Genomic DNA, 13,865 nt, shown 5'->3' on the forward strand with positions numbered 1-13,865 from the left:
TGGCGCTAGCATACTCCAACTGCGATCAGGTTTTAACCTTACCGCCAGCAAAGCTAATCGTCGTTAAGCTGTAACCGGCCAGAAGAGCGATCCGTCAGGGCTTGGCCAAATGCCACTAACTGCGCTTGCGGCAGCTGTATTTGCAGATCGATTGCAGAGGAAAAGTCTTGCGCTAACACGCTGCCTTGATGCTGCGACAGCAGGTGTTCAAGTAAAGGCATGTCACTGTATTCACAACGCAAAGTTACCGTAGTTTGCGCCACATAGGTTTGGGTTGGCAGTACCGCTAAGGTTTGTTTTACCCCACCGGCATAAGCGCGAACGAGCCCGCCTACCCCTAATTTGATGCCGCCGCTGTAGCGGATCACCACCGCCGCAAACTGGCCCACATCCGCCCCCAACACCACATTCAGCATCGGTCGCCCCGCCGAGCCCGCGGGTTCGCCGTCATCAGAGCAGCCAATGTCGCGGCTGCACCCCGGCGGCCCAGCGTTAAAGGCCAAACAATGGTGCCGAGCCTCTGGGTGCTCGGCACGCATGCGAGCGTGAAACGCCCGAGCCTGCGCGCCGCTGCTCACCGCTTCGATAACGGTGATAAAGCGGCTGCGCTTTATCACCTCTTCGGTGGATGCCGACGCGGCCGGCACCAGAAACGACGTGGTCATTAAGCCAGATCGAAACCACGGGTTAAGTTGTCGATGCCATCCGCCAGCACCACAACGTCGTCTTCGATACGTACCCCACCGTATGGGCGCAGTTCGTCGATGCGTTGTGGGTTCAGCAGCGCTTTGGCTTCGTCGCTTAAGTCGTTCAACAAGCTGTCAATCACGTACAAGCCCGGCTCGATGGTGATCACCATGCCCACCTCTAATACGCGGGTGCAGCGCAGGGTCATGCCTGCCGGTGGCGCCAGCTCGGTGCCATTGGCGTCTTGCAAGAAACCGGCAACGTCATGCACCTGCAACCCAATTGGGTGGCCTAAGCCGTGAGGGTAAAACGCCTTGGTGATGCCTAAGTCGATCAGGGTTTGTTCGTCGCCCTGCGCCAACTCAAACTGATTCAGCATCTGCGCCACGCGCTTATGCATCTCGAGGTGCAGATCGGTGTAGCGCACCCCAGGTTTAATTTGGGTCAGGATCTGCTGCTGGTGCTGATCCATGGTTGCCACTAAATCGGCGTACAGATTGCCCTGCTCAAAGGCGTAGCTGCGGGTGATGTCTGAGGCATAGCCATTAACCTGAGCCCCTGCATCGATCAAGAAGCTTAATCGCTGCTGTGGTGCCTGCCGCTCCAGCTTGGTGTAGTGCAAGATGGCGCTGTTTTGGTTCAGGGCGACGATGTTGCCGTACGGCACATCATTTTCACCGTGAGCCGTGGCCGACAGGTAGGCTTGCTGGATCTCAAATTCGCTGCCACCAGCCATAAAGGCATCACGGGCCGCTTTATGGCCCAGAACCGCAATGCGGTTGGCTTCGCGCATGCACTCGATTTCGTACTGGGTTTTGATGCTGCGGCTGAAATGGTAAGCGTCCAGCAACGGCTTAGGGTTGACCTGCGCCAACCCCAGCTTCGCGGCGTGATCGGCATGGGCGCCAATGTAGGCAAAATTGGCCTTGTCGGCAGGCATCAATTCGAGCAACTGCTCCAAACGGGCAAACTCCACCAGCTCAACCTGATCAACCCAAGCGTCGGTTGGCAATGGGGCCACCTTGTGCCAGAAATCCACCGGACGGAAGTAAAGCAAGATCGGCTTGGCACCGGCACGAATGATCAACATGCAGTGTGGGTTATCGGTCAGCGGCACCCAATGCTTAAAGTGCGGGTTAACCTTAAAGGGATATTCCATATCATCCAAAAAGATCCCAGCGGCGCGACCGGCGTCAATCACCACACCGGTAAGCTGATGATCGGCCAAAATCGCATCGCTGCGCTGGCGTAATGTCTGAATATGTTCTGGGTAGTGCTGGGCAATCGCATCCATGAGGGGCTCTCTAGCAAACGGAATCATTCAACAAAGGCCAGAGTGTATCACCCTGTCGGATCAGCGTCATGCCAGCACCGTAGACCATGAATCAGCAACCTGCCAATTCACAACGCCAACTGAATCAAAATCATCAGGGAAACTAGGTTAAACGGTCGTTTAAAAACGCCTTGCAAGTTAATGTGACCCAAGTCACACTCCTAAAAGGTGCCGACGCGTGCTCGGCAACACGGACGTGTTAACTGATGTGGTAACTAAGGAACCCGACCATGATCTATCAGAGTACTGATCTTCGTGTCGACTGGCTGGAACCTGGCATTGCGCAACTGACTTTTGCTGCCCAAGGCTCCGTCAATAAGTTCGACCGCTCGACCCTAGAACAATTCGACCAAGCCCTTGATGCCCTAGCCGCCAGCGATGGCCTGCAAGGGGTTGTGGTTGCTTCCGCCAAGTCCACCTTCATTGTGGGCGCGGACATCACCGAATTCCTGCAAAGTTTTGCCAAGCCCGATGAAGAGATCCTGTTGTGGCTAAAGCAAACCAACGACATTTTCAACAAGCTGGAAGATCTGCCAGTCCCCACCATCGCCGCCGTTAATGGCTTTGCGTTAGGGGGTGGCTGCGAAGCGATCCTAGCCTGTGATTTGCGCGTAGCAGACAGCAGCGCCGTGATTGGCCTACCGGAAGTCAAACTGGGCTTAATCCCAGGCTTTGGTGGCACCGTGCGCCTGCCCCGCATCATCGGCGCCGATAACGCCATGGAGTGGATCACCGTTGGCAAGCCCAACAAAGCCGCCGCCGCTCAGAAAGTGGGGGTGATCGACGCCGTCGTCGCGCCGGATCAACTGCTCAGCGCCGCGGTCAGTATGCTCAAGTCGGCCATCCAAGAAGATCTGGATTGGCAAACCCGCCGCGCCAGCAAGCAAGCACCGTTGCTGCTGAATAAGATCGAAGCAACCATGTCATTTAATGCCGCCAAAGGCATGGTGGCACAACAGGCTGGGCCACATTACCCATCGCCACACGCTGCGGTTGCAACCTTAGAAGCCGCCGCCGGCCACAGCCGCGAACAGGCCTTGGTGATCGAAAACCAAGCGTTCCTACAGTTGGCCAAATCCGACGCCGCTAAGGCGATGATCGGCATATTCTTAAACGATCAGTACGTCAAAGGCTTAGCCAAAAAAGCCACCAAAACCGCTAAGGCCACTCGCAGTGCCGCGGTCTTGGGCGCAGGCATCATGGGCGGCGGCATCGCCTACCAAAGTGCCAGCAAAGGCGTACCGGCGGTCATGAAAGACATCAACCAAGACGCCTTGGATCTGGGCTTAAATGAAGCCGCCAAGTTGCTGGGGGCGCAAGTTGCCCGTGGCCGCATGAAGGCCGATAAGATGGCGGGGGTGCTGAACAGCATCGTTCCAAGCCTTGACTACAGCGCCGTAAAACACGCCGACGTGGTGGTGGAAGCGGTGGTGGAAAATCCCAAAGTGAAAGCAATGGTGTTGGCCGAAGTGGAATCCCACGTCAGCAAAGACGCCATTGTCACCTCAAACACCTCGACCATCTCTATCAACCAACTGGCGCAAAGCGTGCAACGCCCAGAGCAGTTCTGTGGCATGCACTTCTTTAACCCAGTGCACAAGATGCCGCTGGTTGAGATCATCCGTGGTGAAAAGACCTCGGATGAAACCATCGCCAGCGTGGTGGCCTACGCCGCCAAGATGGGCAAAACCCCCATTGTGGTCAACGACTGCCCGGGCTTCTTAGTGAACCGAGTGCTGTTCCCGTACTTTGCTGGTTTCAATCTGTTGCTGCGCGATGGCGCCGATTTCCAACAGATCGACAAAGTGATGTCGAAGCAGTTTGGTTGGCCAATGGGCCCAGCCTACTTGCTGGATGTGGTTGGCATGGACACCGCCCACCACGGCAACGACACCATGGTTGAAGGCTTCCCAGAGCGGATGAAGTTTGCTGGCAAGAGCGCCGTCGACATCATGTACGGTGCCGATCGCTTAGGCCAAAAGAACGGCAAAGGCTTCTATCAGTACGCGCCGGATCGCAAAGGCAAGCCGAAGAAAGCGGTTGATGCCGATGCCATCGCCTTGTTGGCTGCCGAGTACGGCGAAGCCAAAGCCATGGATGCCGAAGAGATCATTGCCCGTACCATGGTGCCGATGATCAACGAAACCGTACGCTGCTTGGAAGAAGGCATTGTCGCCACCCCAGCCGAAGCCGATATGGCCTTGTTGTACGGCATCGGTTTCCCCCCATTCCGTGGCGGGGTGTTCCGTTACCTCGATACCATCGGTTTGGATCGCTTTGTGGCGATGGCCGATCAGTACGCCCACTTAGGACAGATGTACCAAGTGACCGACAAACTTCGTCAAATGGCCGCCAATGGCGACCGTTTCTACCAAGGATAAGGAGCGCATGATGAACCAAGCAGTGATTGTCGATTGCATCCGCACCCCAATGGGCCGCTCCAAAGGTGGCGTATTCCGTAACGTGCGCGCAGAAGATCTGTCCGCCCACCTGATGCGTTCCTTAGTTGAGCGCAACAACGCGCTCGATCCAAACGAACTGGAAGACGTGATCTGGGGTTGTGTGCAACAAACTCTGGAACAAGGCTTCAACATCGCTCGCAATGCCTCGCTGATGGCCGGTCTGCCAAAAAGCGTTGGCGGCGTTACCGTTAACCGCCTGTGTGGCTCTTCCATGCAAGCGCTGCACGATGGCGCCCGCGCCATCATGAGCGGCGACGGCGATGCCTTCATCATTGGTGGCGTCGAACACATGGGCCACGTGCCAATGATGCACGGCGTTGACTTCCACCCTGGGATCGCCAAAAACGTTGCTAAGGCGTCCGGCATGATGGGCTTAACCGCCGAGATGCTGGGCAAGCTGCATGGGATCAGCCGTGAACAGCAAGACGCCTTTGCTGCCCGTTCGCACCGTTTGGCCCACGAAGCCACCATCAGCGGCCGCTTTGATCGGGAAATTATGGCGATTGAAGGCCACGACGCCGACGGCAAGCTGATTAAAGTGAAGCACGATGAAGTGATCCGCCCGGACACCACGGTGGCAACCTTAGCGGGTTTACGCCCGGTGTTTGATCCGATCAACGGCACCGTAACCGCAGGCAGCTCTTCAGCGCTGTCTGATGGCGCGGCGGCGATGCTGGTGATGAGCGAAACCAAAGCCAAAGAGCTGGGCTTGCCGATTCGCGCTCGCATTCGCTCGATGGCGGTGTCTGGCTGTGATGCCTCGATCATGGGTTACGGCCCCGTGCCAGCCACCCAAAAAGCGCTGAAACGCGCAGGCTTAACCATCGGCGACATTCAGTACGCTGAATTCAACGAAGCCTTTGCCGCGCAGGCGATGCCGTGTCTGCAAGAGCTTGGCCTGCTGGATAAGATGGACGACATGGTCAACTTAAATGGTGGCGCCATCGCTTTGGGTCACCCCTTGGGTTGTTCCGGCGCGCGGATCTCCACCACCTTGGTGAACATGATGGAGCACAAAGACGTCGAGCTGGGTCTCGCCACCATGTGCATCGGCATGGGTCAGGGCATTGCGACCGTGTTCGAACGGGTTTAATTTCCTGCGTTCACGCTAGAATAAAGGGCAGCTTCGGCTGCCCTTTTTTGATGACCGGATCACAGCTTTGCTATGGCAGCGGCTTGATCCAGCAAAGCAGCAGCGTATGATATCCGCCTTGTTATTAACCGGATCCCTTGTCCATGTCAGAGTTTCAAAGCGCACAACACCAACTGGATGCCATTGGCCTCCGCTGTCCTGAGCCAGTAATGATGGTGCGAAAAACCGTGCGTAAAATGGCCGACGGGGAGACCTTGTTGGTAACCGCCGACGATCCGTCCACCACCCGTGACATTCCCAGCTTCTGCACCTTTATGGATCACACTCTGGTTGCCAGTGACGTCGCCGATGCCCCCTATCGCTACCTGATCCGTAAAGGCGGCTGATCCGTAAAGGCGGCTGATCACGCCAACGATTAACCGTTGAAATAGACACACTTTCTAACCGCCGCTGACTATCAGCGGCGTTTTTGTTTGGGTAAAGTAACGCCAACGCCACATCCATAACAAAAATGAAACAGGGAAGGTTATGTCTATTCAACCCCGCAAGCTAAGCGTATTAGCGGCGGCACTGCTCAGTGCTGGTTTATCCACGGCCGCCGTTCAAGCCAAAGACGCGCCACAATGGGACGTTAACGCCCCAGCCGCCGCGCCACTGGAAACCATCAATATCGACGTACGCCAAGGCACTTGGATGAACGTTGATATCAGCCCAGACGGCAACACCATCGTGTTTGATCTGCTGGGCGACATCTACACCATGCCCGCCAGCGGCGGTGAAGCCACTCCTTTGGTTACAGGGATCGCCTGGCACATGCAGCCACGCTTTAGCCCCGACGGCAAACGCATCGCCTTTACCTCGGATCAGGATGGCGGCGACAACATCTGGACCGTGAACTTAGATGGCTCAGATCCACAAGCGGTTACCGAAGAAACCTTCCGCCTGTTGAACAGCCCAGCATGGAGCCCCGATGGCCAGTACCTGATCGGCCGCAAGCACTTTACCGCCCAACGCAGTTTGGGGGCCGGTGAAGTATGGCTATACCACGTCAGTGGCGGTAACGGGGTTAAGCTTACCGAGCGTCCGAACGACCAAAAAGATCTGGGCGAGCCCGCATTCAGCCCCGACGGCAAATACATCTACTTCAGCCAAGACGCCACCCCAGGCAAGACCTTCCACTACTCCAAGGATTCGGTTAAAGGGATCTACAAAATCAAACGCTACGATCGCGCCACCGGCGACATTGAAGTGTTACTGGAAGGCAGCGGCGGTGCCATTCGCCCAACCCCAAGCCCCGATGGCCGCTACTTGGCTTACATCAGCCGCGACGGCTTTCAATCCAGTCTGTACCTGTACGATCTGAAATCCGGTGAGAAACGTAAGATCTACGGCAACCTTGATCGCGACATGCAAGAAACTTGGGCGATCCACGGCGTTTACCCCACCATGGCGTGGACCCCAGATAACGACGCCATTGTGTTTTGGGCCGGCGGTAAGATCCATAAACTGGATATCGACAGCGGCAAGCACAAGCCGATTGAGTTTCATGTTGCCACCAACAAACAGGTGCAGCCCGCGGTACGCTTTAAGCAAAACTTGGATCACGACCAAGTGGATCTAAAGATGCTACGCCAAGTGCAGATCTCGCCCGATGGCAAACAGGTGGCGTTTGAAGCCCAAGGCAAAATCTGGCTACGCAGCCTGCCGGATGGCAAGCCCAAGCGTTTGACCAAACAAGACGAGAAGTTCGAGCTGTTCCCCGCTTGGTCTCGCGATGGCAAAAAGCTGGCTTACGTAACTTGGGATGACCAAGAACAAGGCGAAGTGATCGTTCGAGATCTGCGCCGCAAGCGCAACAAGGTACTGACCGTCGAACCGGGCAAATACGTTGAGCCTGCGTTCTCACCGGACGGCGACGCTCTGGTGTTCCGCAAAGCCAAAGGGTTCTACATCACCCCGCGCAGCTGGAACCGCGAAGCGGGGATCTACCATGTGGATCTGACCGCCAAGAAGCCGCAGCCACAACGGATCAGCAAACGTGGCCAACAGCCACACTATGGTGCCGACAACAGCCGCGTTTACTTCTCGACCTATCAAGACAAATCCCCGGCACTGGCCAGCATTGGTGTGCATGGGTTTGAAGAGCGCGTGCACTACACCTCAGAGCACGCCACCGAGTTCCACGTGGCCCCCAACGGCAAACAATTGGCCTTTGCCGAACGCTTTAAGGTTTTTGTTACCCCGCTCACCCTGCACGGTGAAACCGTTAAAATTGGCCCGAATGGGGGCAGCCTGCCTGTCGCCCAGTTGTCGCAACGCGCCGGTGAAAGCATCAGCTGGAGCGCCAACAGCGATAACCTTTACTGGAGCCTGGGCCCAGAACTGTTCCAAGTGGGCACCGAACAACTGTTTGTACCGGGACAAAAAGTCAGCGCCGAACCCACCATCACCGACATCGGTTTCAGTGCCGATGCCAATGTTCCACGTGGAACCATCGCCTTTGTTGGCGGCAAGGTGATCACCATGAACGGCGACACCGTGATCGACAACGGCACCGTGATCGTGACAGACAATAAGATCAGCGCCGTTGGTCGCGATGTGGCCATTCCGAAAGGGGCGCAGGAGATCGACATCAGCGGCAAAACCTTGATGCCGGGCATTTTCGATGCCCACGCCCACGGCAGCCAAGGCCAAGATGAGATCATCCCAGAGCAGAACTGGATCAACTTTGCTGGCTTGGCGCTTGGGGTCACCAGCATCCACGATCCTTCCAACGACACCACCGAGATCTTTGCCGCCAGCGAGATGCAGAAAACCGGCATCATCGATGCGCCTCGCTTGTTCTCAACCGGCACCATTTTGTACGGCGCCAACGGCCCCGGTTACACCTCGCACATCGATAGCTTAGAAGACGCCAAGTTCCACTTAGAGCGTTTGAAAGCGGTTGGTGCCTTCAGCGTGAAAAGCTATAACCAGCCTCGACGTAACCAGCGCCAGCAAGTGATTGCCGCCGCTCGTGAACTGGAGATGATGGTGGTACCGGAAGGCGGGTCATTGCTGCAGCATAACCTCAGCATGATTGCCGATGGTCACACCGGTATTGAGCATTCCATCCCAGCCGCCAACTTGTACAACGACGTGAAACAGTTTTGGTCGCAAACCGACGTGGGCTACACCCCAACCTTAGTGGTCGCCTATGGCGGGATCTGGGGCGAGAACTACTGGTACGATAAAACCGAGGTTTGGGCGCACCCGCGTCTGTCGAAGTTTGTGCCGCAAGATCTGCTTCGCAGCCGCTCGATGCGTCGCCCAACCGCACCGGATGAACACTACAACCATTTCAACGTTGCCCGAGTGGCTAACGAGATGAACGAGCTCGGAGTCAGCAGCAACATTGGTGCCCACGGCCAACGTGAAGGCTTAGGTGCCCACTGGGAGATGTGGATGTTCGCCCAAGGTGGCATGAGCAACCTAGAAGCGCTGAAAACCGCCACCATCAACCCCGCCAAACACTTTGCGATGGATCATCAGCTTGGTTCCATTGAAACCGGTAAGTTAGCCGACATCATCGTGATTGATGGCGATCCGCTGGCCAACATTCGTGACAGCGATAAGGTGCAATACACCATGGTGAATGGCCGCTTGTACGATGCCGCCAGCATGGAACGCCTTAACGGTGATGGCGATAAACGACAGCCATTTTTCTTCGAGAAGTAAGCAACCATTTACGCTAGCGAGTGCGATGTAAACCACAAAGGGAGCCGTTTCGGCTCCCTTTTTTATGACCCTTTCCACTACTTTTCAATGCACTGATCACGGCTTGGGCAGCCAACAAGGTGATCGTTTATCAGTCCACATGCCTGCATAAAGGCGTAAGTAATGGTTGGGCCAACAAAGTTAAACCCCGCCTTTTTCAGGGCTTTGCTCATCGCTTCGGACTCTGCCGATGTGGCCGGAATGTCGCTGGTCTGCTGCCACGAATTAACCACCTGATTGCCATCAACAAAGCCCCAGATGAACTCCGCAAACTCAATCCCCTGTGCTTCTAACGCCAAATACGCCCGCGCATTTTTGATGATCGAATTGACCTTTAAGCGATTGCGAACAATGCCGGGATTTTGCAGTAACTGATCCACTTTGTCTTCGTCGTACTGAGCAATTTTATTGGGATCAAAGCCATCAAACGCCGCTCGGTAGTTATCGGTTTTACGCAAAATAATCAGCCACGATAATCCCGCTTGTTGGCCATCAAGGCACAGTTTTTCAAACAGCTCGCGGCTGTTGTGAACCGGTTTCCCCCACTGCGTGTCATGGTAAGCCACGTATTGCGGATCGTCGCCGCACCAGGAGCATCGATTTAGGTCTGTCATTGGCAAAATATCGCGTTAGTTTTCAAGCTAGGTCGCTAAAATTTAACCTACATTCGCCACAGAGCACAGGGTATAATCGATCCCATTTACCGTCATTCATACCGCACTCAGGTAAGATCCCATGAATAAGTACGATACCAAGACTTTCCAAGGGCTGATTTTGGCTCTGCAGGATTACTGGGCTCAACACGGCTGTGCCGTGGTACAGCCACTCGATATGGAAGTGGGCGCTGGCACCTCGCACCCATTAACCTGTCTGCGCGCGATTGGCCCAGAGCCATTTGCTGCCGCTTACGTTCAGCCTTCGCGTCGTCCTACCGACGGTCGCTATGGTGAAAACCCAAACCGCCTACAACATTTTTACCAGTTTCAGGTAATGATGAAGCCGTCGCCGGACAACATCCAAGAGCTGTACCTCGATTCCCTGCGCGCCATCGGCATGGATCCAGAAGTACACGACATCCGCTTCGTTGAAGACAACTGGGAAAACCCAACCTTGGGTGCTTGGGGTCTGGGCTGGGAAGTGTGGATGGACGGCATGGAGATCACCCAGTTTACTTACTTCCAGCAAGTGGGTGGCCTCGAGTGCAAACCCGTTACTGGCGAGATCACCTACGGTCTGGAACGTCTGGCGATGTACGTACAGAACGTTGATAACGTCTACGACTTGGTGTGGGCTGAAGGCCCGTTTGGCACCATCACCTACGGCGACGTGTTCCATCAGAATGAAGTAGAGCAATCCACCTACAACTTCGAACACGCCGATGTGGATTTCTTGTTTGCTCAATTCGAGCAATGTGAAAAAGAGTGTCAGCACTTACTGTCGCTAGAAACCCCATTACCACTGGCAGCTTACGAGCGAATCCTGGATGCAGGCCACGCCTTCAACCTGTTAGATGCCCGTAAAGCGATCTCGGTTACCGAGCGTCAGCGTTACATCCTGCGTATTCGTACTTTGACCAAATCGGTCGCCGAAGCCTATTACGCCTCCCGCGAAGCCCTGGGCTTCCCTATCGGCAAAACCAAGTGAGGGCCCAGATGCAAGCACACACTTTTCTCGTAGAACTGGGTACTGAAGAGCTGCCACCGAAGGCGCTGCGTACTCTGGCTGAAGCCTTTTACCACAACGTCAGCGACGGTTTGGCGAAAGCCGAACTGCCCCACGGCAACATCGAATGGTTCGCGTCGCCACGCCGCATGGCGCTGAAGATCAGCGAACTGTCTGGCCAGCAGCCAGACAAAGTCGTAGAAAAACGCGGCCCTGCGATCAAGGCCTGCTTCGACGCCGATGGCAACCCAACCAAAGCCGCCCAAGGCTGGGCACGTGGGTGTGGCATCACCGTGGATCAGGCTGAACGCCTGAAAACCGACAAAGGCGAATGGCTGCTATACAAAGCACAGGTGGCAGGTAAAGCGGCCACTGAACTGCTGCCAGAATTAATCAGTCAGGCCTTAGCCAAGCTGCCAATTCCAAAGCCGATGCGTTGGGGCGCTTACGACACCCAATTCATTCGCCCGGTAAAAACCCTGACCATGCTGTTGGACGATCAGTCGATTGACGCCACCATCTTGGGCAAAGCGTCTGCCACCACCCTGCTTGGCCACCGCTTTATGGGCAAGCCAGAAGTGCAGATCAGCCACGCGGATCAGTACCCACAGATCCTGCTGGAAGACACCAAAGTCATTGCCGATTACGAGCAGCGCAAAGCCAAAATCAAAGCCGACGTTGAAGCAGCAGCAACCGCCTTGGGCGGCATTGCCGACATGGAAGATGAGCTGCTGGAAGAGGTGACCTCGCTGGTTGAGTGGCCAGTGGTGCTGACTGCCTCTTTCGAAGCGGAGTTCTTAAACGTGCCAGCCGAAGCGCTGGTGTACACCATGAAGGGCGATCAAAAGTACTTCCCGGTATACAGCACCAACGGTGAGCTGCTGCCGAAGTTTATCTTCGTCTCCAACATCGAATCGAAAGATCCTGCGGTTGTGATCGCCGGTAACGAAAAAGTGGTTCGTCCCCGCTTGGCCGATGCCGAGTTCTTCTTTAATACCGATCGTAAGCAAAAGCTGGAAACCCAACTGCCACGCCTAGACAGCGTCTTGTTCCAAAAGCAGTTAGGCACATTGAAAGATAAAACCGATCGCATTCAAGCGATGTCGAAGCACATTGCTGGCCTGATTGGCGCCGACCAAGCCCACGCCGAGCGCGCCGGTTTGCTGTCTAAGTGTGACTTGATGACCTCGATGGTGTTCGAGTTTACCGACACCCAAGGGATCATGGGCATGCACTACGCCCGTCACGACGGTGAAGCCGAAGCGGTGGCCGTTGCCCTGAACGAGCAATACCAGCCGCGTTATGCCGGTGATGATCTGCCGGCTTCTGGCGTTGCCCAAGCGCTGGCCATTGCCGACAAGATGGATTCTCTGGTGGGGATCTTTGGTATTGGTCAGCCACCGAAAGCGGATCGTGATCCGTTTGCGCTGCGCCGTGCTGCCATCGGCGTACTGCGTATCGCAGTAGAAAAAGCGCTGCCATTGGATCTATCCGAACTGGCCAACGTGGCTTACGACCGTTTTGTTTCCCAAGGTAAACTGGACGATGCGAAACGCGATGAAACCATCACCGCCGTAGTCGACTTTATGCTGGCCCGTTTCCGCGCTTGGTACCAAGAAGCGGGTTTCCCTGCAGATGTGATCCTAGCGGTACTGGCGCTACGCCCAACCCGCCCAGTGGACTTCGACCACCGCGTTAAGGCAATGCAAGAGTTCCGCGCCTTGGATGCGGCAGTGGCCTTGGCTGCGGCCAACAAACGCGTGGGCAACATCTTGGCCAAGGTGGATGGCGAGATCTCCACTTCAGTAGATACTTCTCTATTCCAGCAAAAAGAAGAACACGAAATCTTTGATAGCATTAAAGAACTTCAAGCTATGTTGAAGATTAACTTTGGCTATAAGAATTACCTTTTCGAGCTTGCTGAAAAGCGAGGAAAAGTTGATGCCTTCTTCGAGAACGTTATGGTGAATGCCGACGACGCCGCCCTGCGGGCGAACCGTCAGGCGTTACTGCAACAACTGCGTAAGTTGTTCATGCAAGTGGGCGACATCTCCCTGCTGCAGCAGTAAGCCCAAACTCGCAAGAGCAATCAAGGCCACCCTTCGGGGTGGCCTTTTTATTGGCTGTGTATTAGTTAACTGTTGGCGTTGCTGCGCGGTAGCTATTGTCGCCTGCGGCGAGCTTCGATGGCACTGCTTTCATGTGGTTATGTCGCAGTGGCGACGGCACACTAGCTCGTAGAAAAAATGGGGGGATCCTCCCTTTGAGATCCCATTGCCTTAGCACAGCTCAACTTTCGCTCCTTGCACTGCGCCATTCGGCACGGCATCGATGCGCCATCCATGGCTTAGCGATGCACTCGCAACATCCTGTTGCTTAACCTCATTTTGCAGTACACCGCTCAACGCTGTGATGCGGCAGTAAAGCCGGTGCGGCGTATCTGTCACGGTTAAGTAATCATCTGGCGGTGATAGCTTTCTGCCGACTTGGTGACGCCGAGTGCAGCAGTGATGAAGTAAAGCCGAAGGCAGGATGCCGCAGAGGCCAGTTAAGCCATGGATGGCGCATATGGCCGTTGCTGCAACGCAATGCTGCGAGAACGAGGGGCCGTCGTCACCTCGGAGGCGCTCGGGATTGCAAAGGGACTCGTCCCTTGCCCGCCGCCGGGCGGTCCCGGCAATGATCTTTATGCCGCAGCTGGTCATGCACAATAAGTTCAACAGCTAATTGGTACACAGCCTTTTTATTGGCAAATATCCCGCGTCAATCCTCACCGAGGTTCCACGTGAAACCGTTTCTAGTATTGAATAATCACTTGTTACGGTCGTAAGTTCAGTCAGCAGCAAAGCAAACTTGATGGTTTCACGTGAAA

Annotated in this window: 9 protein-coding genes; 6 read left to right on the forward strand and 3 right to left on the reverse strand. The window is 55.4% G+C overall.

Going from position 1 to position 13,865, the window contains the following annotated elements; translation table 11 throughout:
- Positions 1–53 precede the first annotated feature (53 nt).
- Entirely contained in the window at positions 54–665 is a 612-nt protein-coding gene (locus Q0796_RS14840) for a YigZ family protein (RefSeq protein ID WP_298444562.1), read from the reverse strand.
- On the reverse strand, positions 665–1,981 hold the full coding sequence (gene pepQ, locus Q0796_RS14845; RefSeq protein ID WP_298444564.1) for a Xaa-Pro dipeptidase: 1,317 nt from the start codon (positions 1,979–1,981) through the stop codon (positions 665–667). The genes Q0796_RS14840 and pepQ overlap by 1 nt, the downstream gene beginning before the upstream one ends.
- A 269-nt stretch (positions 1,982–2,250) precedes the next feature.
- Here pepQ and fadB point away from each other — a divergent pair, with 269 nt between their 5' ends.
- The 4 genes from fadB (at position 2,251) to Q0796_RS14865 (ending at position 9,292) form a co-directional block, all read left to right on the forward strand.
- Entirely contained in the window at positions 2,251–4,401 is a 2,151-nt protein-coding gene (fadB, locus tag Q0796_RS14850; RefSeq protein ID WP_298444566.1) for a fatty acid oxidation complex subunit alpha FadB, read from the forward strand.
- Positions 4,402–4,411: 10 nt separating this feature from the next.
- Positions 4,412–5,575 (forward strand): acetyl-CoA C-acyltransferase FadA, encoded by a 1,164-nt coding sequence (gene fadA / locus Q0796_RS14855; protein ID WP_298444568.1) that lies wholly within the window; start codon positions 4,412–4,414, stop codon positions 5,573–5,575.
- Between the two features lie 143 nt (positions 5,576–5,718).
- Positions 5,719–5,961 (forward strand): sulfurtransferase TusA, encoded by a 243-nt coding sequence (gene tusA / locus Q0796_RS14860; RefSeq protein WP_298444569.1) that lies wholly within the window; start codon positions 5,719–5,721, stop codon positions 5,959–5,961.
- Between the two features lie 142 nt (positions 5,962–6,103).
- Complete coding sequence (locus Q0796_RS14865) at positions 6,104–9,292, forward strand: amidohydrolase family protein (RefSeq protein ID WP_298444571.1); 3,189 nt, start codon at positions 6,104–6,106, stop codon at positions 9,290–9,292.
- A gap of 77 nt (positions 9,293–9,369) precedes the next feature.
- Here Q0796_RS14865 and Q0796_RS14870 read toward each other — a convergent pair whose 3' ends face one another.
- Positions 9,370–9,945, reverse strand: a complete 576-nt coding sequence (locus tag Q0796_RS14870; RefSeq protein WP_298444573.1) for a DNA-3-methyladenine glycosylase I — start codon at positions 9,943–9,945, stop codon at positions 9,370–9,372.
- A gap of 121 nt (positions 9,946–10,066) precedes the next feature.
- Here Q0796_RS14870 and glyQ point away from each other — a divergent pair, with 121 nt between their 5' ends.
- Positions 10,067–10,975, forward strand: a complete 909-nt coding sequence (glyQ, locus tag Q0796_RS14875) for a glycine--tRNA ligase subunit alpha (RefSeq protein WP_298444574.1) — start codon at positions 10,067–10,069, stop codon at positions 10,973–10,975.
- A gap of 8 nt (positions 10,976–10,983) precedes the next feature.
- Positions 10,984–13,062, forward strand: coding sequence for a glycine--tRNA ligase subunit beta (gene glyS / locus Q0796_RS14880; RefSeq protein ID WP_298444576.1), 2,079 nt, complete (start codon positions 10,984–10,986; stop codon positions 13,060–13,062).
- Positions 13,063–13,865: the final 803 nt, after the last annotated feature.

Origin of the sequence: uncultured Ferrimonas sp. (genome assembly GCF_947489035.1) — a bacterium.
Classification (GTDB): Bacteria; Pseudomonadota; Gammaproteobacteria; order Enterobacterales; family Shewanellaceae; genus Ferrimonas.

Bases quoted from the DNA above. Each gene is read 5' to 3' on its own strand.
- Q0796_RS14840 (WP_298444562.1), bottom strand. From the start codon at position 665: ATGACCACGTCGTTTCTGGTGCCGGCCGCGTCGGCATCCACCGAAGAG.
- pepQ (WP_298444564.1), bottom strand. From the start codon at position 1,981: ATGGATGCGATTGCCCAGCACTACCCAGAACATATTCAGACATTACGC.
- fadB (WP_298444566.1), top strand. From the start codon at position 2,251: ATGATCTATCAGAGTACTGATCTTCGTGTCGACTGGCTGGAACCTGGC.
- fadA (WP_298444568.1), top strand. From the start codon at position 4,412: ATGAACCAAGCAGTGATTGTCGATTGCATCCGCACCCCAATGGGCCGC.
- tusA (WP_298444569.1), top strand. From the start codon at position 5,719: ATGTCAGAGTTTCAAAGCGCACAACACCAACTGGATGCCATTGGCCTC.
- Q0796_RS14865 (WP_298444571.1), top strand. From the start codon at position 6,104: ATGTCTATTCAACCCCGCAAGCTAAGCGTATTAGCGGCGGCACTGCTC.
- Q0796_RS14870 (WP_298444573.1), bottom strand. From the start codon at position 9,945: ATGACAGACCTAAATCGATGCTCCTGGTGCGGCGACGATCCGCAATAC.
- glyQ (WP_298444574.1), top strand. From the start codon at position 10,067: ATGAATAAGTACGATACCAAGACTTTCCAAGGGCTGATTTTGGCTCTG.
- glyS (WP_298444576.1), top strand. From the start codon at position 10,984: ATGCAAGCACACACTTTTCTCGTAGAACTGGGTACTGAAGAGCTGCCA.